Origin of the sequence: Pseudomonas sp. KT_2_4, from assembly GCF_041410225.1 — a bacterium.
Classification (GTDB): Bacteria; Pseudomonadota; Gammaproteobacteria; order Pseudomonadales; family Pseudomonadaceae; genus Aquipseudomonas; species Aquipseudomonas paracarnis.
This window is the reverse complement of sequence record NZ_CP166962.1, coordinates 3,163,500-3,185,000: the sequence shown is the minus strand read 5'-3', so window position 1 is coordinate 3,185,000 and position 21,501 is coordinate 3,163,500. Positions and strand designations below refer to the sequence as shown.

General features: G+C 54.9%; 15 protein-coding genes, 4 tRNA genes and 2 rRNA genes (1 of these 21 cut by a window edge). All 21 read left to right on the top strand.

Features of this window, described 5'->3' with window-relative positions; all coding sequences use genetic code 11:
- Positions 1 to 1,705 (top strand): 23S ribosomal RNA (locus AB9N64_RS14810); it begins 1,187 nt to the left of the window's first position.
- A gap of 156 nt (positions 1,706 to 1,861) precedes the next feature.
- Positions 1,862 to 1,977: ribosomal RNA gene (gene rrf / locus AB9N64_RS14805) — 5S ribosomal RNA — on the top strand.
- A gap of 155 nt (positions 1,978 to 2,132) precedes the next feature.
- Complete coding sequence (birA, locus tag AB9N64_RS14800; protein ID WP_014720157.1) at positions 2,133 to 3,092, top strand: bifunctional biotin--[acetyl-CoA-carboxylase] ligase/biotin operon repressor BirA; 960 nt, start codon at positions 2,133 to 2,135, stop codon at positions 3,090 to 3,092.
- Entirely contained in the window at positions 3,082 to 3,831 is a 750-nt protein-coding gene (locus AB9N64_RS14795; RefSeq protein WP_130175060.1) for a pantothenate kinase, read from the top strand. The genes birA and AB9N64_RS14795 overlap by 11 nt, the downstream gene beginning before the upstream one ends.
- A gap of 7 nt (positions 3,832 to 3,838) precedes the next feature.
- Complete coding sequence (locus AB9N64_RS14790) at positions 3,839 to 4,285, top strand: hypothetical protein (protein ID WP_014720155.1); 447 nt, start codon at positions 3,839 to 3,841, stop codon at positions 4,283 to 4,285.
- A 142-nt stretch (positions 4,286 to 4,427) separates the two neighbouring features.
- Positions 4,428 to 4,512 (top strand) — tRNA-Tyr (locus AB9N64_RS14785).
- A 24-nt stretch (positions 4,513 to 4,536) separates the two neighbouring features.
- Positions 4,537 to 4,610 (top strand) — tRNA-Gly (locus AB9N64_RS14780).
- Between the two features lie 26 nt (positions 4,611 to 4,636).
- Positions 4,637 to 4,712: transfer RNA gene (locus AB9N64_RS14775), tRNA-Thr, on the top strand.
- A gap of 143 nt (positions 4,713 to 4,855) precedes the next feature.
- Positions 4,856 to 4,931, top strand: a tRNA-Trp gene (locus tag AB9N64_RS14770).
- A gap of 45 nt (positions 4,932 to 4,976) precedes the next feature.
- Positions 4,977 to 5,345 (top strand): preprotein translocase subunit SecE, encoded by a 369-nt coding sequence (secE, locus tag AB9N64_RS14765; protein ID WP_003194658.1) that lies wholly within the window; start codon positions 4,977 to 4,979, stop codon positions 5,343 to 5,345.
- Between the two features lie 9 nt (positions 5,346 to 5,354).
- Entirely contained in the window at positions 5,355 to 5,888 is a 534-nt protein-coding gene (gene nusG, locus AB9N64_RS14760) for a transcription termination/antitermination protein NusG (RefSeq protein ID WP_003176436.1), read from the top strand.
- A gap of 116 nt (positions 5,889 to 6,004) precedes the next feature.
- Positions 6,005 to 6,436, top strand: a complete 432-nt coding sequence (rplK, locus tag AB9N64_RS14755) for a 50S ribosomal protein L11 (protein WP_003176435.1) — start codon at positions 6,005 to 6,007, stop codon at positions 6,434 to 6,436.
- Entirely contained in the window at positions 6,436 to 7,131 is a 696-nt protein-coding gene (gene rplA / locus AB9N64_RS14750; protein ID WP_003176434.1) for a 50S ribosomal protein L1, read from the top strand. The genes rplK and rplA overlap by 1 nt, the downstream gene beginning before the upstream one ends.
- A 199-nt stretch (positions 7,132 to 7,330) precedes the next feature.
- Entirely contained in the window at positions 7,331 to 7,831 is a 501-nt protein-coding gene (gene rplJ, locus AB9N64_RS14745; RefSeq protein ID WP_003176433.1) for a 50S ribosomal protein L10, read from the top strand.
- A gap of 78 nt (positions 7,832 to 7,909) precedes the next feature.
- Positions 7,910 to 8,275 (top strand): 50S ribosomal protein L7/L12, encoded by a 366-nt coding sequence (gene rplL, locus AB9N64_RS14740; RefSeq protein WP_003176432.1) that lies wholly within the window; start codon positions 7,910 to 7,912, stop codon positions 8,273 to 8,275.
- A 219-nt stretch (positions 8,276 to 8,494) separates the two neighbouring features.
- A complete protein-coding gene (gene rpoB, locus AB9N64_RS14735; RefSeq protein WP_019819139.1) occupies positions 8,495 to 12,568 on the top strand; it encodes a DNA-directed RNA polymerase subunit beta in 4,074 nt (1,357 codons plus the stop codon).
- Positions 12,569 to 12,632: 64 nt separating this feature from the next.
- On the top strand, positions 12,633 to 16,832 hold the full coding sequence (gene rpoC / locus AB9N64_RS14730; protein WP_019819137.1) for a DNA-directed RNA polymerase subunit beta': 4,200 nt from the start codon (positions 12,633 to 12,635) through the stop codon (positions 16,830 to 16,832).
- Positions 16,833 to 17,048: 216 nt separating this feature from the next.
- Positions 17,049 to 17,420, top strand: a complete 372-nt coding sequence (gene rpsL, locus AB9N64_RS14725; RefSeq protein ID WP_002555494.1) for a 30S ribosomal protein S12 — start codon at positions 17,049 to 17,051, stop codon at positions 17,418 to 17,420.
- A 118-nt stretch (positions 17,421 to 17,538) separates the two neighbouring features.
- The gene (gene rpsG, locus AB9N64_RS14720) at positions 17,539 to 18,009 is read left to right on the top strand and encodes a 30S ribosomal protein S7 (protein WP_002555493.1); all 471 of its coding nucleotides are present in this window, start codon (positions 17,539 to 17,541) and stop codon (positions 18,007 to 18,009) included.
- 30 nt (positions 18,010 to 18,039) lie between these two features.
- Positions 18,040 to 20,145, top strand: a complete 2,106-nt coding sequence (gene fusA / locus AB9N64_RS14715) for an elongation factor G (protein ID WP_003194651.1) — start codon at positions 18,040 to 18,042, stop codon at positions 20,143 to 20,145.
- A gap of 30 nt (positions 20,146 to 20,175) precedes the next feature.
- Positions 20,176 to 21,369, top strand: a complete 1,194-nt coding sequence (gene tuf, locus AB9N64_RS14710) for an elongation factor Tu (RefSeq protein WP_003176426.1) — start codon at positions 20,176 to 20,178, stop codon at positions 21,367 to 21,369.
- The last annotated feature ends 132 nt before the right edge of the window (positions 21,370 to 21,501 follow it).

Here is a 21,501-nt window from a genome sequence, read left to right as displayed (position 1 = left end):
CTGTAAGCCTGTGAAGGTGAGTTGAGAAGCTTGCTGGAGGTATCAGAAGTGCGAATGCTGACATGAGTAACGATAATGGGTGTGAAAAACACCCACGCCGAAAGACCAAGGTTTCCTGCGCAACGTTAATCGACGCAGGGTTAGTCGGTCCCTAAGGCGAGGCTGAAAAGCGTAGTCGATGGAAAACAGGTTAATATTCCTGTACTTCTGGTTATTGCGATGGAGGGACGGAGAAGGCTAGGCCAGCTTGGCGTTGGTTGTCCAAGTTTAAGGTGGTAGGCTGGAATCTTAGGTAAATCCGGGATTCTAAGGCCGAGAGCTGATGACGAGTTACCTTTTAGGTAACGAAGTGGTTGATGCCATGCTTCCAAGAAAAGCTTCTAAGCTTCAGGTAACCAGGAACCGTACCCCAAACCGACACAGGTGGTTGGGTAGAGAATACCAAGGCGCTTGAGAGAACTCGGGTGAAGGAACTAGGCAAAATGGCACCGTAACTTCGGGAGAAGGTGCGCCGGTGAGGGTGAAGGACTTGCTCCGTAAGCTCATGCCGGTCGAAGATACCAGGCCGCTGCGACTGTTTATTAAAAACACAGCACTCTGCAAACACGAAAGTGGACGTATAGGGTGTGACGCCTGCCCGGTGCCGGAAGGTTAATTGATGGGGTTAGCTAACGCGAAGCTCTTGATCGAAGCCCCGGTAAACGGCGGCCGTAACTATAACGGTCCTAAGGTAGCGAAATTCCTTGTCGGGTAAGTTCCGACCTGCACGAATGGCGTAACGATGGCGGCGCTGTCTCCACCCGAGACTCAGTGAAATTGAAATCGCTGTGAAGATGCAGTGTATCCGCGGCTAGACGGAAAGACCCCGTGAACCTTTACTATAGCTTTGCACTGGACTTTGAATTTGCTTGTGTAGGATAGGTGGGAGGCTTTGAAGCGTGGACGCCAGTCTGCGTGGAGCCATCCTTGAAATACCACCCTGGCAACTTTGAGGTTCTAACTCAGGTCCGTTATCCGGATCGAGGACAGTGTATGGTGGGTAGTTTGACTGGGGCGGTCTCCTCCTAAAGAGTAACGGAGGAGTACGAAGGTGCGCTCAGACCGGTCGGAAATCGGTCGTAGAGTATAAAGGCAAAAGCGCGCTTGACTGCGAGACAGACACGTCGAGCAGGTACGAAAGTAGGTCTTAGTGATCCGGTGGTTCTGTATGGAAGGGCCATCGCTCAACGGATAAAAGGTACTCCGGGGATAACAGGCTGATACCGCCCAAGAGTTCATATCGACGGCGGTGTTTGGCACCTCGATGTCGGCTCATCACATCCTGGGGCTGAAGCCGGTCCCAAGGGTATGGCTGTTCGCCATTTAAAGTGGTACGCGAGCTGGGTTTAGAACGTCGTGAGACAGTTCGGTCCCTATCTGCCGTGGACGTTTGAGATTTGAGAGGGGCTGCTCCTAGTACGAGAGGACCGGAGTGGACGAACCTCTGGTGTTCCGGTTGTCACGCCAGTGGCATTGCCGGGTAGCTATGTTCGGAATAGATAACCGCTGAAAGCATCTAAGCGGGAAACTAGCCTCAAGATGAGATCTCACTGGAACCTTGAGTTCCCTGAAGGGCCGTCGAAGACTACGACGTTGATAGGTTGGGTGTGTAAGCGCTGTGAGGCGTTGAGCTAACCAATACTAATTGCCCGTGAGGCTTGACCATATAACACCCAAGCAATTTGCGAACTCGAGAGAGACCAGATTGCGGTGTGTGAAGACGCAATGAACCGAAAGTTCGACGCTCACAAAACACCACGATCTATCACATACCCAATTTGCTGAAGCGAGGCCAGCTGGCCACGACTCAGTACCCGAATTTCTTGACGACCATAGAGCATTGGAACCACCTGATCCCATCCCGAACTCAGCAGTGAAACGATGCATCGCCGATGGTAGTGTGGGGTTTCCCCATGTGAGAGTAGGTCATCGTCAAGATTAAATTCCGAAACCCCAATTGCGAAAGCAGTTGGGGTTTTGTTTTGGGCGCTCGAAAATCTTGTGGGGCGTCGATCAGTACTGATATTCACCCTTTCTATGCAATGACCCTGCGCATGGCTATCATGCGTGCCTCATTCTGAGGCGATATGTGCATGCTGACGTTGTTGAAACTTCTGAAAGATGGTCAGTTCCATTCTGGAGAAGCGCTTGGCGCCGCCCTGGGCGTTAGTCGCAGTGCCGTGTGGAAGCAGCTTCAGCATCTTGAGGCAGAATTGAATCTTCCTATCCATAAGGTTCGGGGTCGTGGGTATAGATTGGCTGCGCCATTGGTATTTTTGAATGCGCAGGAGGTTTCTCGGGAGGCGACTTCCCTATCTTGGCCCGTTCATATTTTCGATTCCATTGACTCCACTAATGCCGAGGCTTTACGTCTTGTCGATGCGGGTAGTGCGGCACCTTTTGTTGTGCTAGCGGAGCAGCAGACGGCTGGTAGGGGGCGCAGAGGCCGTAAATGGGTCAGCCCATTTGCGCAAAACGTTTACTACAGCCTTGTATTGCGTATTGAGGGTGGTCTGCGGCAACTGGAAGGGTTGAGTCTGGTGGTAGGACTGGCAGTCCTGCAGGCTCTGCGTGAGTCGGGTGTGCAGGGCGCGGCTTTGAAGTGGCCAAACGACGTCTTGGTTGGGCACAAGAAAATCTCAGGCATCTTGCTTGAGCTGGTGGGAGATCCCGCGGATATCTGTCACGTTGTGCTAGGGATAGGTATCAATGTGAATATGCAGAGGGCAGCTGATGTTGATCAGCAGTGGACCTCGATGCAGCTTGAGACGGGCTTTTCAGTTGATCGCAATCACCTGGTGGCGCGACTGGGTTTGCAACTCCAAGCCTACCTAGATCGACACAAGGCTGCGGGTTTTGCAGGGTTGCAAGACGAATGGGAGCAGCATCACGCGTGGCAGGGGAAGTCCGTGTCGCTTATCGCGGGCGTCAATCAGATTGATGGGGTTGTGCTGGGCGTGGATCGTCAGGGCGCCTTGCGTTTGGATGTCGGTGGCGTTGAGAAAATATACAGCGGTGGTGAGTTAAGCCTGAGGTTGCGTGATGATTCTTGAGCTCGACTGTGGAAATAGCTTTATCAAATGGCGTGTTCTTGAGTTGAGTGAGGCAACTGTTCGCGCGGAAGGTATCGCAGGTTCAGATATCGAGCTGATCGATAGTTTGGTGGCTTTGCCTCGTCTATTGCTCACGCGTTGTCGGTTAGTGAGTGTTCGCGCGCTTGAGGAGACCGATAAGCTGATAGCTGCCTTGGTAGCGGCATTTGGCGTTGCTGTTTCCTGTGCAACCTCTGCTCAAGAAATGGGCGGAGTGCGCAACGGCTACGAAGACTTCCAGCGCCTGGGGATGGATCGATGGCTGGCCATGCTAGGCGCGTTTAAGTTGGCGTCAGGTGCATGCCTGGTACTCGACTTTGGTACAGCGGCGACAGCAGATTTTATTGGTCCGGACGGTGGGCACCTGGGTGGGTTTATTTGCCCGGGTATGCCGCTTATGCGTAATCAACTGCGAACCCATACCCGCAAGATACGCTATGACGACGCGGCCGCTGAGCGGGCTGTGGAACGTCTCTCTCCTGGTCGTACGACCGTAGAGGCCGTCGAGCGTGGGTGTACGCTCATGCTTAGAGGGTTTGTGCTGACCCAGCTCGAGTTGGCGCGAGGCTATTGGGGGGAGGATTTCACGGTCTTCCTCACTGGCGGCGATGCTGACCTGGTGAGGGATGCTGCGCCTCAGGCTCGGCTGGTCCCGGATCTGGTGTTTGTTGGTTTGGCAATGGCGTGTCCTTTGTCTTGAGGTGATTATGCGCTGGCTGTTTTTACTTTTACTGGTCCTCAATGTTTTCTATTACGTCTGGCATCAGCAAGAGGCGCCATTGCGGGCCAAGGATGTCACGCCCTTGAGTCTCCATCGGGGGGCACAACAAGATATTCGCCTCCTGAGTGAGTCGGCAGATGCGGTGGCGCGGCGTGATCGAGCGAGGCCGGCAGAGGCGCAGAATACCTGCTTGTACATCGGTGGGTTCACTGATCGACGCCAAGCCTCCTCTCTCGAGCAGAGGCTCACCAGCCTGGATATCAAGGTCAAAGTACAGTTGCTGAATGCGCCGGACGCCTCGGGTTATTGGTTGCGTGTAGCCCCTGAGAGCCGTCGCCTGGCTGACGATCTGCCCTTTGAAAGCCTTGCTAATGAATTCAATGAGTTAAAACATAAAATAATGCTGTGTGAAGGCATTGCAACTCTCGAATAGTTTGCATAGAATGGCGCCCGCTTCGCAGTGAAGACCTTTAAGGGCTACAGTGCAAAGCGACCGTCAATGCAGCTAACCTCATAATTTAAATGAGAAAATGCTTGACAGAAGGTCGGCGTGATGTAAAATGCCGGCTCGCTTAGGAGGGGTTCCCGAGCGGCCAAAGGGATCAGACTGTAAATCTGACGTCTACGACTTCGAAGGTTCGAATCCTTCCCCCTCCACCATTTTTAGCGTGAGCTGCAAGCTCCGCGGGTATAGTTTAGTGGTAGAACCTCAGCCTTCCAAGCTGATGATGCGGGTTCGATTCCCGCTACCCGCTCCAAGTTTGCAGGTTGTGCAAGGTGTTTCGCTCTTGTAGCTCAGTTGGTAGAGCACACCCTTGGTAAGGGTGAGGTCAGCGGTTCAAATCCGCTCAAGAGCTCCATATGACAAGGCAGATATGAAAATATCTGCCTTTGTTTTAACAGCTGCCTCGGCTTGAATGTTGTTCGATGTTTCAGGTCTTGTGGGGTTGGTTGTTGTAAAGTCTTTTTCAGGCCTGCATAATGGTCGGCCTGATTTTGTTTTAGGTCAGTAGCTCAATTGGCAGAGCGACGGTCTCCAAAACCGTAGGTTGGGGGTTCGATTCCCTCCTGACCTGCCAGATTCACGTGGTGTGTCTGGCTTTCTTTTCACAGGATCTTCATAGATGACTCCTAAGGCTGAAGCTCAAAGCTCTCGTTTCGATCTGGTAAAGTGGCTCGCTGTAGTCGCCTTGGTGGTCGTAGGCGTTGTTGGCAATCAGTACTATTCTGCTTCGCCGATCCTGTACCGTGTACTCGCTTTGCTTGCCCTCGCTGCTGTAGCTGCCTTTGTAGGCCTGCAGACTGCCAAAGGCAAGTCGTTCGCGGTACTGGTTAAGGAAGCTCGCACCGAAATCCGTAAAGTCGTTTGGCCGACTCGCCAAGAAACCACTCAGACCACATTGATTGTCGTGGCTGTTGTTCTGGTTATGGCGTTGCTGTTGTGGGGGCTTGATTCCCTGCTCGGCTGGCTTGTTTCCTTGATTGTTGGCTAAGGGTGTCCCGTGGCTAAGCGTTGGTACGTTGTGCATGCTTACTCGGGTTACGAGAAGCATGTTATGCGCTCTTTGCTGGAGCGCGTAAAGCTGGCAGGCATGGAAGATGGCTTCGGCGAAATTCTGGTTCCCACTGAAGAAGTGGTTGAAATGCGGAATGGGCAGAAGCGCAAAAGCGAACGCAAGTTCTTCCCTGGCTACGTGCTGGTACAAATGGACATGAACGAAGGTACTTGGCACTTGGTCAAGGATACCCCTCGCGTCATGGGCTTCATTGGCGGTACTGCCGACAAGCCTGCTCCGATCACCGACAAAGAGGCGGAAGCAATTCTGCGTCGTGTTGCTGATGGTAGCGACAAGCCCAAGCCGAAGACATTGTTCGAGCCGGGTGAGGTTGTTCGCGTTACAGACGGTCCGTTCGCTGATTTTAACGGTACGGTCGAAGAAGTTAACTACGAAAAGAGCCGGATCCAAGTGGCAGTGCTCATTTTCGGTCGCTCTACCCCGGTAGAGTTGGAGTTCAGCCAGGTCGAAAAGGTCTAGCTGGGCAAGCATCCCAACCCCGCAGCCTAGGCTGTGGGGTTTTGTCGTCACTGGGATAAACGCGCAAGTAACCGGGGAGCCTTTCGAGGCGTTTGAACCCGTAATTGGAGTGCCTCATGGCCAAGAAGATTACCGCTTACATCAAGCTGCAAGTGAAGGCCGCTCAGGCCAACCCTAGCCCACCCGTCGGTCCGGCTCTGGGTCAGCACGGCGTGAACATCATGGAATTCTGCAAGGCCTTCAACGCCCGTACTCAGGGTCTTGAGCCAGGTCTGCCGACTCCAGTGATCATCACTGTATACAGCGACCGTAGCTTCACCTTCGAAACCAAGTCGACCCCGGCTTCGGTTTTGCTGAAGAAAGCTGCCGGTCTGACCAGCGGTTCCGCTCGTCCTAACACCGTTAAGGTTGGCACCGTAACCCGTGCTCAGCTGGAAGAAATCGCGAAAACCAAAAACGCGGATCTGACTGCAGCTGATATGGATGCAGCCGTGCGTACCATCGCCGGTTCTGCTCGTAGCATGGGCCTTAACGTGGAGGGTGTGTAATGGCTAAGCTGACCAAGCGCCAAAAGGCTATCGCCGGCAAGATCGAAGCAGGCAAGTCCTACAACTTCGTAGACGCTGCTGCCCTGCTGACCGAGCTGTCGACTGTCAAGTTCAGCGAGTCTGTTGACGTTGCTGTAAACCTGGGTGTTGACCCACGTAAATCCGACCAGGTCGTTCGTAGCGCTACTGTGCTGCCACACGGCACTGGCAAGACTGTACGTGTTGCTGTCTTCACCCAAGGCCCAGCTGCTGAAGCTGCTCTGGCCGCTGGTGCTGATCGCGTTGGCATGGACGACCTGGCTGCCGAAATGAAAGGCGGCGACCTGAACTATGACGTCGTTATTGCTTCCCCGGATGCAATGCGTGTTGTAGGTCAGTTGGGTCAGATCCTCGGTCCACGTGGCCTGATGCCTAACCCTAAAGTCGGCACCGTAACTCCAGACGTAGCTACCGCGGTTAAAAACGCCAAGGCTGGTCAGGTTCGTTATCGCACCGACAAAAACGGCATCATTCACACCTCCGTTGGCAAAGTCGGCTTCGATGCCGTCAAGCTGAAGGAAAACGTTGAAGCCCTGATCGCTGATCTGAAGCGTATCAAGCCTGCTTCCTCGAAAGGTATCTACGTCAAGCGCGTTACCCTGAGCACCACTATGGGCCCAGGTCTGGTCATCGACCAAGGCTCGCTGGACGTATAAGACATAAATTGGCGCAAGTAATTGCGCCAATTGAAAGATTGGGGTCCCTGCCTGGCGGGGGCTATCCAAGACCGTAGGCGACGCAAGTCTTAAACCAACAAGCCTACGCAGATGGTGCTCCCGGTTCCTTACCGAATCAGACACCAAAACGACATCAGGCCTAGGCCAGATGAAACGGTAACAAGCAGGAGTTAAACCCGTGGCAATTAATCTCGAAGACAAGAAGGCCATCGTCGCTGAAGTCAACGAGGCTGCCAAAGCTGCTCTGTCCGCTGTCGTGGCTGATGCCCGTGGTGTGACAGTAGGCGCTATGACCGGACTCCGTAAAGAGGCTCGTGAAGCTGGCGTATACGTACGTGTTGTACGTAACACCCTGCTCAAGCGCGCCGTTGCTGACACTGAATACAGTGTTCTCAACGACGTGTTCACCGGCCCGACTCTGATCGCGTTCTCTAAAGATCATCCAGGCGCTGCTGCCCGTTTGTTCAAAGAATTCGCCAAGAGTCAGGATAAGTTCGAGATCAAGGCAGCTGCGTTCGAGGGCAAGTTCCTCGCAGCTAACCAAATCGACGTACTGGCAACACTGCCGACCCGTAACGAAGCTATTTCGCAGCTGATGAGCGTGATTCAAGGCGCTACCAGCAAGCTGGCTCGTACTCTGGCTGCAGTTCGCGAGCAAAAAGAAGCTGCCGCAGCCTAAGGCTGAGCAAATTCTCTCGCGTATTTTTGTTTATTTCGATGGCCGCGTAGGCCGTCCCCCAATTCAGGAAATACAGCAATGTCTATCTCCCAAGACGATATCCTCAACGCCGTAGCTGAAATGTCGGTTCTGCAGGTTGTTGAGCTGATCAAAGCTTTCGAAGAAAAATTCGGCGTTTCCGCTGCCGCTGCTTCCGCTGGCCCAGCTGTTGCTGCTGTCGCTGCTGAAGAGCAAACCGAATTCAACGTCATGCTGCTGGAAGCTGGCGAGAAGAAAGTAAACGTGATCAAGGCAGTACGTGAACTGACCGGTCTGGGCCTGAAAGAAGCCAAGGCTGTAGTTGACGGCGCTCCTGCCCAGGTTCTGGAAGCAGTGTCGAAAGACGCCGCTGACAAAGCCAAAGCTACTCTGGAAGAAGCAGGCGCTAAAGTCGAGCTGAAGTAAGCATCGACCTTGCGTCTCCAGCCCAAGCGTTAAGCTGAAGGCTGATGGCTGGTGGCTCTTGCCACCGGCCTTTTTCCGTTCTTGGCTGTCGACTCGGTCGCCGCCATTAACGCGCTGTAGCCACCCGAAGCGGTGGTGCAAACCATGGGGTTTGCAAGATTTTCTGGCTGCTCCCGTCGGAGGGGCCAAACAAGCAGGTGACCAAGCTGGGGAACGCTGATGGCTTACTCATATACTGAGAAAAAACGTATCCGCAAGGACTTTAGCAAGTTGCCGGACGTCATGGATGTCCCGTACCTTCTGGCTATCCAGCTGGATTCGTATCGTGAATTCTTGCAGGCGGGAGCGACCAAAGATCAGTTCCGCGACGTGGGCCTGCATGCGGCCTTCAAATCCGTTTTCCCGATCATCAGCTACTCCGGCAATGCTGCGCTGGAGTACGTCGGTTATCGCCTGGGCGAACCGGCATTTGATGTCAAAGAATGCGTGTTGCGTGGCGTTACGTACGCCGTACCTTTGCGGGTAAAAGTCCGTCTGATCATTTTCGACAAAGAATCGTCGAACAAAGCGATCAAGGACATCAAAGAGCAAGAAGTCTACATGGGCGAAATCCCACTGATGACTGAAAACGGTACCTTCGTAATCAACGGTACCGAGCGTGTAATCGTTTCCCAGCTGCACCGTTCCCCGGGCGTGTTCTTCGACCACGACCGCGGCAAGACGCACAGCTCCGGCAAACTCCTGTACTCCGCGCGGATCATTCCGTACCGCGGTTCGTGGTTGGACTTCGAGTTCGACCCGAAAGACTGCGTGTTCGTGCGTATCGACCGTCGTCGCAAGCTGCCGGCCTCGGTATTGCTGCGTGCGCTCGGTTACACCACTGAGCAGGTGCTGGACGCTTTCTACACCACCAACGTATTCAGCCTGAAGGATGAAACCCTCAAGCTGGAGCTGATCGCTTCGCGTCTGCGTGGTGAAATTGCTGTCCTGGACATCCAGGACGAAAAAGGCAAGGTCATCGTTGAGGCTGGCCGTCGTATCACTGCGCGCCACATCAACCAGATCGAAAAAGCCGGTATCAAAGAGCTGGAAGTGCCACTGGACTACGTCCTGGGTCGCACTACCGCCAAGGTCATCGTTCACCCGGCTACAGGCGAAATCCTGGCTGAGTGCAACACCGAGCTGAACACCGAGATCCTGGCCAAGATCGCCAAGGCCCAGGTTGTTCGCATCGAGACCCTGTACACCAACGATATCGACTGCGGTCCGTTCATCTCCGACACACTGAAGATCGACTCCACCAGCAACCAATTGGAAGCACTGGTCGAGATCTATCGCATGATGCGTCCTGGTGAGCCACCAACCAAAGACGCTGCCGAAACCCTGTTCAACAACCTGTTCTTCAGCCCTGAGCGCTATGACCTGTCTGCGGTCGGCCGGATGAAGTTCAACCGTCGTATCGGTCGTACCGAGATCGAAGGTTCGGGCGTGCTGTGCAAGGAAGACATCGTCGCGGTATTGAAGACCCTTGTCGACATCCGTAATGGCAAAGGCATCGTCGATGACATCGACCACCTGGGTAACCGTCGTGTTCGCTGCGTAGGTGAAATGGCCGAGAACCAGTTCCGCGTTGGCCTGGTACGTGTTGAGCGTGCGGTCAAAGAGCGTCTGTCGATGGCTGAAAGCGAAGGCCTGATGCCGCAAGACCTGATCAACGCCAAGCCAGTGGCTGCGGCGGTGAAAGAGTTCTTCGGTTCCAGCCAGCTTTCGCAGTTCATGGACCAGAACAACCCGCTCTCCGAGATCACCCACAAGCGCCGTGTTTCTGCACTGGGCCCGGGCGGTCTGACCCGTGAGCGTGCAGGCTTTGAAGTTCGTGACGTACACCCGACGCACTACGGTCGTGTTTGCCCGATCGAAACGCCGGAAGGTCCGAACATCGGTCTGATCAACTCCCTGGCCGCTTATGCGCGCACCAACCAGTACGGCTTCCTCGAAAGCCCGTACCGTGTGGTGAAAGACGCTCTGGTCACCGACGAGATCGTGTTCCTGTCCGCCATCGAAGAAGCTGATCACGTGATCGCTCAGGCTTCGGCCACGATGAACGACAAGAAAGTCCTGATCGACGAGCTGGTAGCTGTTCGTCACTTGAACGAGTTCACCGTCAAGGCGCCGGAAGACGTCACCTTGATGGACGTTTCTCCGAAGCAGGTAGTGTCGGTTGCAGCGTCGCTGATCCCGTTCCTGGAACACGATGACGCCAACCGTGCGTTGATGGGTTCCAACATGCAGCGTCAAGCTGTACCGACCCTGCGTGCTGACAAGCCGCTGGTAGGTACCGGCATGGAGCGCAACGTAGCCCGTGACTCCGGCGTTTGCGTCGTGGCTCGTCGTGGCGGCGTGATCGACTCCGTTGATGCCAGCCGTATCGTGGTTCGTGTTGCCGATGACGAAGTAGAAACTGGCGAAGCCGGTGTCGACATCTACAACCTGACCAAATACACCCGTTCGAACCAGAACACCTGCATCAACCAGCGTCCGCTGGTGAGCAAGGGTGATCGCGTTCAGCGTAGCGACATCATGGCTGACGGCCCGTCCACCGACATGGGTGAACTGGCTCTCGGCCAGAACATGCGCATCGCGTTCATGGCATGGAACGGCTTCAACTTCGAAGACTCCATCTGCCTGTCCGAGCGTGTGGTTCAAGAAGACCGCTTCACCACGATCCACATCCAGGAACTGACCTGTGTGGCGCGTGATACCAAGCTTGGGCCTGAGGAAATCACTGCAGACATCCCGAACGTGGGTGAAGCTGCACTGAACAAGCTGGACGAAGCCGGTATCGTTTATGTAGGTGCTGAAGTTGGCGCTGGCGACATCCTGGTCGGTAAAGTCACTCCGAAAGGCGAGACCCAACTGACGCCGGAAGAGAAGCTGCTGCGTGCCATCTTCGGTGAAAAAGCCAGCGACGTGAAAGACACCTCCCTGCGTGTACCTACCGGTACCAAGGGTACTGTCATCGACGTACAGGTCTTCACCCGTGACGGCGTTGAGCGTGATGCTCGTGCACTGTCCATCGAGAAGACCCAGCTCGACGAGATCCGCAAGGATCTGAACGAAGAGTTCCGTATCGTTGAAGGCGCGACCTTCGAACGTCTGCGTTCCGCTCTGGTAGGCCACAAGGCTGAAGGCGGCGCGGGCCTGAAGAAAGGTCAGGACATCACCGACGAAATCCTCGACGGTCTTGAGCACGGCCAGTGGTTCAAACTGCGCATGGCTGAAGATGCTCTGAACGAGCAGCTCGAGAAGGCCCAGGCCTATATCGTTGATCGCCGCCGTCTGCTGGACGACAAGTTCGAAGACAAGAAGCGCAAACTGCAGCAGGGCGATGACCTGGCTCCAGGCGTGCTGAAAATCGTCAAGGTTTACCTGGCAATCCGTCGCCGCATCCAGCCGGGCGACAAGATGGCCGGTCGTCACGGTAACAAGGGTGTGGTCTCTGTGATCATGCCGGTTGAAGACATGCCGCACGATGCCAATGGCACCCCGGTCGACGTCGTCCTCAACCCGTTGGGCGTACCTTCGCGTATGAACGTTGGTCAGATCCTTGAAACCCACCTGGGCCTCGCGGCCAAAGGTCTGGGCGAGAAGATCAACCGTATGATCGAAGAGCAGCGCAAAGTCGCAGACCTGCGTAAGTTCCTGCACGAGATCTACAACGAGATCGGCGGTCGCAACGAAGAGCTGGACACCTTCTCCGACCAGGAAATCCTGGATCTGGCGAAGAACCTGCGCGGCGGCGTTCCAATGGCTACCCCGGTGTTCGACGGTGCCAAGGAAAGCGAAATCAAGGCCATGCTCAAACTGGCAGACCTGCCAGAAAGCGGCCAGATGCAGCTGTTCGACGGCCGTACCGGCAACAAGTTCGAGCGCCCGGTTACTGTTGGCTACATGTACATGCTGAAGCTGAACCACTTGGTAGACGACAAGATGCACGCTCGTTCTACCGGTTCGTACAGCCTGGTTACCCAGCAGCCGCTGGGTGGTAAGGCTCAGTTCGGTGGTCAGCGTTTCGGGGAGATGGAGGTCTGGGCACTGGAAGCATACGGTGCTGCATACACTCTGCAAGAAATGCTCACAGTGAAGTCGGACGATGTGAACGGTCGTACCAAGATGTACAAAAACATCGTGGACGGTGATCACCGTATGGAGCCGGGCATGCCCGAGTCCTTCAACGTGTTGATCAAAGAAATTCGTTCCCTCGGCATCGATATCGATCTGGAAACCGAATAACACGTGACGCGAATCGAGAGCGGGGCTGTTTAGCCCGCTCTCTGCTCCGCCAGGAGGAAAGGCCTTGAAAGACCTACTGAATTTGCTGAAAAACCAGGGTCAAGTCGAAGAGTTCGACGCCATCCGTATTGGGTTGGCATCGCCTGAGATGATCCGTTCGTGGTCGTTCGGTGAAGTTAAAAAGCCGGAAACCATCAACTACCGTACGTTCAAACCTGAGCGTGACGGCCTGTTCTGCGCCAAGATCTTTGGCCCGGTAAAGGATTACGAGTGCCTGTGCGGTAAGTACAAGCGCTTGAAGCACCGTGGTGTGATCTGCGAGAAGTGCGGCGTTGAAGTAGCGCTGGCCAAGGTTCGTCGTGAGCGCATGGCGCACATCGAACTGGCTTCGCCGGTTGCCCACATCTGGTTCCTGAAATCGCTGCCGTCCCGTATCGGCTTGCTGATGGACATGACCCTGCGTGATATCGAACGCGTTCTCTACTTCGAGAGCTATGTCGTTATCGATCCAGGCATGACCACCCTTGAAAAAGGTCAGCTGCTGAACGACGAGCAGTACTTCGAAGCGCTGGAAGAGTTCGGCGACGATTTCGATGCCCGCATGGGTGCCGAAGCTGTCCGCGAACTGCTGCACGCTATCGACCTGGAGCACGAGATTGGTCGTCTGCGTGAAGAGATTCCGCAAACCAACTCCGAAACCAAGATCAAGAAGCTGTCCAAGCGTCTGAAGTTGATGGAAGCCTTCCAGGGTTCCGGCAACCTGCCAGAGTGGATGGTGCTGACCGTTCTGCCGGTTCTGCCGCCAGACCTGCGTCCGCTGGTACCGTTGGACGGTGGTCGTTTCGCGACGTCCGACCTCAACGACCTGTACCGCCGCGTGATCAACCGTAACAACCGCTTGAAGCGCCTGCTTGATCTGTCCGCTCCGGACATCATCGTGCGCAACGAAAAGCGTATGTTGCAAGAAGCGGTCGATGCCCTGCTCGACAACGGTCGTCGTGGCCGCGCTATCACCGGTTCGAACAAGCGTCCTCTGAAATCCCTGGCTGACATGATCAAGGGTAAGCAAGGTCGTTTCCGTCAGAACTTGCTCGGTAAGCGTGTTGACTACTCCGGTCGTTCGGTAATTACCGTAGGCCCGACCCTGCGTCTGCACCAGTGCGGTCTGCCTAAGAAGATGGCACTCGAGCTGTTCAAGCCGTTCATCTTCGGCAAGCTGGAAATGCGCGGTCTCGCGACCACCATCAAAGCGGCCAAGAAAATGGTCGAGCGCGAACTGCCAGAGGTTTGGGACGTTCTCGCTGAAGTGATTCGCGAACACCCGGTTCTCCTCAACCGTGCACCGACCCTTCACCGTCTGGGTATCCAGGCGTTTGAACCTGTACTGATCGAAGGTAAGGCTATCCAGCTGCACCCTCTGGTCTGTGCCGCGTACAACGCCGACTTCGACGGCGACCAAATGGCCGTGCACGTACCGCTGACACTGGAAGCCCAGTTGGAAGCGCGTGCGTTGATGATGTCGACCAACAACATTCTGTCGCCAGCCAACGGTGAGCCAATCATCGTTCCGTCGCAGGACGTTGTATTGGGTCTGTACTACATGACTCGTGAAGCGATCAACGCCAAAGGCGAAGGTCGTGTGTTCGCTGACCTGCAAGAAGTTGACCGTGTGTTCCGTGCCGGCGAAGCCGCACTGCACGCCAAGGTCAAGGTGCGGATCCACGAAACCGTCAACGACCGTGACGGCGGCAGCGTGAGCAACACCCGCATCGTCGACACCACTGTCGGCCGTGCGTTGTTGTACCAGGTTGTGCCAAAAGGTCTGTCGTACGACGTCGTCAACCTGCCGATGAAGAAAAAGGCGATCTCCAAGCTGATCAACCAGTGCTACCGCGTGGTTGGTTTGAAAGAGACCGTTATCTTCGCTGACCAGTTGATGTACACAGGTTTCGCTTACTCGACTATCTCCGGCGTTTCCATCGGCGTTAACGACTTCGTTATCCCGGATGAAAAAGCCCGCATCATCAGTGCTGCCACTGACGAAGTGAAAGAGATCGAGAGCCAGTACGCCTCCGGCCTGGTAACCCAGGGCGAGAAGTACAACAAAGTGATCGACCTTTGGTCCAAGGCCAACGACGAAGTGTCCAAGGCGATGATGGCCAACCTCTCGAAAGAGAAAGTCATCGACCGTCATGGCGTCGAAGTCGATCAAGAGTCTTTCAACTCGATGTACATGATGGCCGACTCGGGCGCACGGGGTTCTGCTGCGCAGATCCGTCAGCTCGCCGGTATGCGTGGCCTGATGGCCAAGCCGGACGGTTCCATCATCGAAACGCCGATCACTGCGAACTTCCGTGAAGGTTTGAGCGTACTTCAGTACTTCATCTCCACTCACGGTGCTCGTAAGGGTCTTGCGGATACCGCGTTGAAAACCGCTAACTCCGGTTACCTGACTCGTCGTCTGGTAGACGTTGCACAAGATCTGGTTGTAACCGAGATCGATTGCGGCACCGAGCACGGCCTGCTGATGACGCCGCACATTGAAGGCGGTGACGTTGTAGAGCCGCTGGGTGAGCGCGTATTGGGTCGTGTTATTGCCCGTGACGTATTCAAGCCAGGTACCGAGGAAGTTATCGTTCCTGCCGGCACCCTGGTTGACGAGAAGTGGGTCGAGTTCATCGAACTCAACAGCATCGACGAAGTGATCGTTCGCTCGCCGATCAGCTGCGAAACCCGCTACGGCATCTGCGCCAAGTGCTATGGCCGTGACTTGGCTCGTGGTCACCAGGTGAACATCGGTGAAGCGGTCGGCGTTATCGCTGCCCAGTCCATCGGTGAGCCGGGTACCCAGCTGACCATGCGTACGTTCCACATCGGTGGTGCGGCAAGCCGGACCTCCGCAGCCGACAGCGTTCAGGTGAAGAATGGCGGTACCGTCCGCCTGCATAACCTCAAGCACGTTGAGCGAGTGGATGGTCACCTGGTTGCTGTGTCCCGTTCCGGTGAGCTGGCCATCGCTGATGACTACGGTCGTGAGCGTGAGCGTTACAAGCTGCCGTACGGTGCTGTGATTTCGGTTAAAGAAGGTGACAAGGTCGACGCTGGCGCAATCGTGGCCAAGTGGGATCCGCACACTCACCCAATCGTTACCGAAATGAAAGGTACCGTGACCTACGTGGGCATGGAAGAAGGCATCACGATCAAGCGTCAGACTGACGAATTGACCGGTATGACCAACATTGAAGTACTCGACGCCAAAGATCGTCCAGCTGCTGGTAAGGACATCCGTCCTGCCGTGAAGATGGTCGATGACAACGGCAAGGATCTGTTGCTGCCAGGCACTGACGTAATCGCTCAGTACTTCCTGCCAGCCAACGCCCTGGTCGGTGTAGCGGATGGTGCGAAGATCGCGATCGGTGATGTTATCGCGCGTATCCCGCAAGAAACTTCGAAGACCCGTGACATCACCGGTGGTCTGCCGCGTGTTGCCGACTTGTTCGAAGCTCGTCGTCCGAAAGAAGCGTCGATTCTGGCTGAAGTCAGCGGCACCATCGCGTTCGGTAAAGAAACCAAAGGCAAGCGCCGTCTGGTTATTACCCCGAACGACGGTAGCGATCCGTATGAAGAGCTGATTCCGAAGTGGCGTCACCTGAACGTGTTCGAAGGCGAACAGGTAAACCGCGGCGAAGTTATCTCCGACGGTCCGAGCGATCCACACGACATCCTGCGTCTGCTGGGTGTGAGTGCGCTGGCCAAGTACATCGTTAACGAGATCCAGGACGTTTACCGTCTGCAAGGCGTGAAGATCAACGACAAGCACATCGAGACCATCCTGCGTCAGATGCTGCGTAAAGTTGAAATCGCTGAATCCGGCGATTCCAGTTTCATCAAGGGCGACCAGATGGAACTGACTCACGTACTGGTAGAAAACGAGCGCCTGGCGAACGAAGAGAAATTTGTCTCCAAGTTCACTCGCGTGCTGCTGGGTATCACCAAGGCGTCGTTGTCCACTGAGTCGTTCATCTCGGCGGCCTCCTTCCAGGAGACCACTCGCGTACTGACCGAAGCAGCGGTAACCGGCAAGCGCGATTACCTGCGCGGCCTGAAAGAAAACGTAGTCGTGGGTCGTCTGATCCCGGCAGGTACCGGTTTGGCTTACCACAGCGAGCGTAAGCGTCGCCGTGATGCTGACAAGCCGCTGCGCGTAAGCGCCAGTGAAGTGGAAGCTGCACTGACCGAAGCGCTGAACTCAAGCGGTAACTGAGTTCTGCGATAGATGAGTCTGGGCCCTGGCACTCCCGTTCGTCGGATCGAGGCATTTTTGCCCCGGTTCGACGCGAGGGGAGGTCGGGGCCTTGCCTTGACTGGGGACAAGATCCTCTTTAGACTCTTGTACCCCTAAATTTGGCGGGAATTCGTTCCTGCCATTTTGCTTTTCTTGCAAGACAATAGCGTCGCAAGACAACAGTGGAGCTAGTAGATGGCAACTATCAACCAGCTGGTACGTCAGCCGCGTAAGCGTATCGTCGAGAAATCCGACGTACCTGCGCTGCAGAACTGCCCGCAACGTCGTGGCGTATGCACCCGTGTGTATACCACCACGCCGAAAAAACCTAACTCGGCACTGCGTAAAGTATGCCGTGTGCGTCTGACCAACGGTTTCGAGGTTTCCTCGTACATCGGCGGTGAAGGCCACAACCTGCAAGAGCACAGCGTGGTACTGATCCGCGGCGGTCGTGTAAAAGACTTGCCAGGTGTTCGTTATCACACCGTACGCGGTTCCTTGGATACTTCCGGCGTTAAAGGTCGTAACCAGGGTCGTTCGAAGTACGGTACCAAGAAGCCTAAGTAGTAGCGGCTTTTTGTAAACCTGAATCATCTTATTTTCTGAGTCGATAAGAGTAAGGTCGGAGGCGTCCCGAAAGGGCACCGATTCCGAGCGAACCTGAAGACCGTTTGAGGGCTTATCCATGCCAAGAAGACGCGTAGCAGCCAAGCGCGAAGTGCTTGACGATCCAAAATACGGAAGCCAAATCCTGGCCAAGTTCATGAACCACGTGATGGAAAGCGGCAAGAAAGCCGTTGCCGAGCGTATCGTTTATGGCGCGCTGGAAAAGGTTAAAGAACGCAAGAACAGCGACCCCCTGGAAATCTTCGAGAAAGCTCTCGACGCCATCGCTCCGCTGGTCGAAGTGAAGTCGCGCCGTGTAGGCGGTGCTACTTACCAGGTTCCGGTTGAAGTTCGCCCGTCCCGTCGTAACGCTCTGGCAATGCGCTGGTTGGTAGACTTCGCCCGTAAGCGCGGCGAGAAGTCTATGGCTCTGCGTTTGGCCGGCGAACTGTTGGACGCTGCTGAAGGTAAAGGTGCTGCTGTTAAGAAGCGTGAAGACGTGCACCGTATGGCTGAAGCCAACAAAGCTTTCTCGCACTACCGCTTCTAATTTTAGCTTCACTAATTTTGCGAGGGCTTTATGGCTCGTACTACTCCGATTAGCCGCTACCGTAACATCGGTATCGTCGCTCACGTGGATGCTGGTAAAACCACCACCACCGAGCGCGTACTGTTTTACACCGGCAAAAGTCACAAAATGGGCGAGGTGCATGACGGCGCCGCGACCACAGACTGGATGGTTCAGGAGCAGGAGCGTGGTATTACCATTACTTCTGCTGCTATTACCGCCTTCTGGAAAGGTTCCGAGAAGCAGTACAAAGACGAGCATCGCTTCAACGTAATCGATACCCCGGGCCACGTAGACTTCACCATTGAAGTTGAACGTTCCCTGCGCGTACTCGACGGCGCTGTCGTTGTGTTCTGCGGCACCTCGGGTGTTGAGCCTCAGTCGGAAACCGTATGGCGTCAAGCCAACAAGTACGGCGTTCCACGTCTTGTTTATGTAAACAAGATGGACCGTGCTGGTGCCAACTTCCTGCGCGTGATCGGTCAGATCAAGCAGCGTCTGGGTCACACTCCGGTGCCTATCCAGTTGGCTATCGGTTCCGAAGACAACTTCCAGGGTCAGATCGATCTGATCAACATGGAAGCTGTTTACTGGAATGATTCCGACAAAGGTATGGTTCCTGTTCGTAAGCCTATCCCTGAAGAGCTTCAGGAACTGGCTGACGAGTGGCGCAACAACATGGTTGAGGCTGCTGCCGAAGCCAGCGAAGAGCTGATGAACAAGTACCTCGAAGGTGAAGAACTCACCAACGTGGAAATCAAGGCCGCTCTGCGTCAGCGTACTATCGCTGGTGAGATCGTCTTGGCTGTTTGCGGTTCCTCGTTCAAGAACAAGGGTGTTCCCCTGGTTCTCGACGCCGTTATCGACTACCTGCCTGCTCCAACCGACATTCCTGCTATCAAGGGTTCCAACCCTGATAACGAGGAAGAAGAAATGGAGCGTCACGCCGATGACAACGAGCCGTTCTCGGCTCTGGCGTTCAAGATCGCTACCGACCCATTCGTGGGTACTTTGACCTTCGTCCGCGTTTACTCGGGCGTGTTGGCCTCCGGCGACGGCGTGATCAACTCGGTTAAAGGCAAGAAAGAGCGCGTGGGTCGTATGGTGCAAATGCACGCAAACGCCCGTGAAGAGATCAAGGAAGTACGCGCTGGTGACATCGCGGCCCTGATCGGCATGAAGGACGTCACCACTGGTGAGACTTTGTGCGACGCTGCCAAGCCAATCATCCTGGTTCGCATGGACTTCCCGGAGCCGGTTATTTCGGTTGCCGTAGAGCCTAAGACCAAGGATGACCAGGAAAAAATGGGTATCGCTCTGGGCAAGCTTGCTCAGGAAGATCCATCTTTCCGCGTCAAGACTGATGAAGAGACTGGTCAAACGATCATCTCCGGCATGGGCGAGCTGCACCTGGACATCCTGGTTGACCGGATGCGCCGTGAGTTCAACGTCGAAGCCAACATCGGTAAGCCTCAGGTTTCCTATCGTGAGCGCATCACGAAGAACTGTGAAATCGAAGGCAAGTTCGTTCGTCAGTCCGGCGGTCGTGGTCAGTTCGGTCACTGCTGGATCCGTTTTGCTCCTGCTGACGAAGGTCAGGAAGGTCTGCAATTCGTGAACGAAGTAGTAGGTGGTGTTGTTCCTAAGGAATACATCCCTGCTATCCAGAAGGGTATCGAAGAGCAGATGAAGAACGGTGTTGTTGCCGGCTATCCGCTGATCGGCCTGAAAGCAACCGTTTTTGACGGTTCTTACCACGACGTCGACTCCAACGAGATGGCGTTTAAGGTGGCTGCTTCCATGGCAACCAAGCAACTGGCCCAGAAGGGCGGTGGTGAGTTGCTTGAGCCAATCATGGCGGTAGAAGTTGTTACACCTGAAGACTATATGGGTGATGTCATGGGCGACCTTAACCGTCGTCGCGGCATGATCTTGGGTATGGAAGACACGGTTTCCGGCAAAGTGATTCGCGCCGAGGTTCCGTTGGGCGAGATGTTCGGTTATGCGACCGACGTTCGTTCCATGTCCCAGGGTCGCGCAAGCTACTCTATGGAATTCAAAAAATACAACACAGCTCCGGCGCACATCGCTGAAACTGTATCCAAAAAACAAGGCTGATTCAGTCCTTTAGGCAAGGAGTTAATTGTCGTGGCTAAAGAAAAATTTGATCGTTCCCTACCGCACGTCAACGTTGGCACCATCGGTCACGTTGACCACGGTAAAACCACTCTGACTGCTGCTCTGACTCGCGTTTGCTCCGAAGTATTCGGTTCCGCAATCGTTGATTTCGATAAAATCGACAGCGCGCCAGAAGAGAAAGCTCGTGGTATCACCATCAACACCGCGCACGTTGAATACAACTCGCTGATCCGTCACTACGCTCACGTTGACTGCCCAGGTCACGCTGACTATGTGAAGAACATGATCACCGGTGCTGCCCAGATGGACGGCGCAATCCTGGTTTGCTCGGCCGCTGATGGTCCGATGCCACAAACCCGTGAGCACATCCTGCTGTCCCGTCAGGTTGGCGTTCCGTACATCGTGGTTTACCTGAACAAGGCTGACCTGGTAGACGACGCTGAGCTGCTGGAACTGGTTGAGATGGAAGTGCGCGATCTGCTGAGCACTTACGACTTCCCAGGTGACGACACTCCGATCATCATCGGTTCTGCTCGTATGGCTCTGGAAGGCAAAGACGATAACGAAATGGGCACCACGTCCGTTCGTAAACTGGTTGAGACTCTGGACAGCTACATCCCAGATCCAGTCCGTGTTATCGACAAGCCGTTCCTGATGCCAATCGAAGACGTATTCTCGATCTCCGGTCGCGGTACTGTTGTAACTGGTCGTATCGAGCGCGGTATCGTCAAGGTTCAAGATCCACTGGAAATCGTTGGTCTGCGTGACACTACCGTCACCACCTGCACCGGTGTTGAAATGTTCCGTAAGCTGCTCGACGAAGGTCGTGCTGGCGAGAACTGCGGCGTTCTGCTGCGTGGTACCAAGCGTGACGACGTTGAGCGTGGCCAGGTTCTGGTCAAGCCAGGTTCGGTTAAGCCGCACACCAAGTTCGAAGCTGAAGTATACGTACTGAGCAAAGAAGAAGGCGGTCGTCACACTCCGTTCTTCAAAGGCTACCGTCCACAGTTCTACTTCCGTACTACTGACGTGACTGGTAACTGCGAACTGCCGGAAGGCGTAGAAATGGTAATGCCAGGCGACAACATCAAAATGGTTGTCACCCTGATCAAAACCATCGCTATGGAAGACGGTCTGCGTTTCGCAATCCGTGAAGGCGGCCGTACCGTTGGTGCTGGCGTTGTAGCTAAAATCATCGAGTAATCTCTCTTTTGAGTGAGCTTTGATGTTTTGAGAAAGCCCCCGCTTAGCGGGGGCTTTTTTATTGGGTTGACACCTATCTAGGGCGTCTATAGAATTGCGCCTCCTTTTAACGGGCGTATTGCGCCCGGTGGG

What these genes read in the sequence shown, in the direction of transcription:
- rplK (WP_003176435.1), top strand. Translation starts at nt 6,005, where the DNA reads ATGGCCAAGAAGATTACCGCTTACATCAAGCTGCAAGTGAAGGCCGCT.
- rpsL (WP_002555494.1), top strand. Translation starts at nt 17,049, where the DNA reads ATGGCAACTATCAACCAGCTGGTACGTCAGCCGCGTAAGCGTATCGTC.
- rplA (WP_003176434.1), top strand. Translation starts at nt 6,436, where the DNA reads ATGGCTAAGCTGACCAAGCGCCAAAAGGCTATCGCCGGCAAGATCGAA.
- rpsG (WP_002555493.1), top strand. Translation starts at nt 17,539, where the DNA reads ATGCCAAGAAGACGCGTAGCAGCCAAGCGCGAAGTGCTTGACGATCCA.
- rplL (WP_003176432.1), top strand. Translation starts at nt 7,910, where the DNA reads ATGTCTATCTCCCAAGACGATATCCTCAACGCCGTAGCTGAAATGTCG.
- birA (WP_014720157.1), top strand. Translation starts at nt 2,133, where the DNA reads ATGCTGACGTTGTTGAAACTTCTGAAAGATGGTCAGTTCCATTCTGGA.
- secE (WP_003194658.1), top strand. Translation starts at nt 4,977, where the DNA reads ATGACTCCTAAGGCTGAAGCTCAAAGCTCTCGTTTCGATCTGGTAAAG.
- AB9N64_RS14790 (WP_014720155.1), top strand. Translation starts at nt 3,839, where the DNA reads ATGCGCTGGCTGTTTTTACTTTTACTGGTCCTCAATGTTTTCTATTAC.
- rpoB (WP_019819139.1), top strand. Translation starts at nt 8,495, where the DNA reads ATGGCTTACTCATATACTGAGAAAAAACGTATCCGCAAGGACTTTAGC.
- AB9N64_RS14795 (WP_130175060.1), top strand. Translation starts at nt 3,082, where the DNA reads ATGATTCTTGAGCTCGACTGTGGAAATAGCTTTATCAAATGGCGTGTT.
- fusA (WP_003194651.1), top strand. Translation starts at nt 18,040, where the DNA reads ATGGCTCGTACTACTCCGATTAGCCGCTACCGTAACATCGGTATCGTC.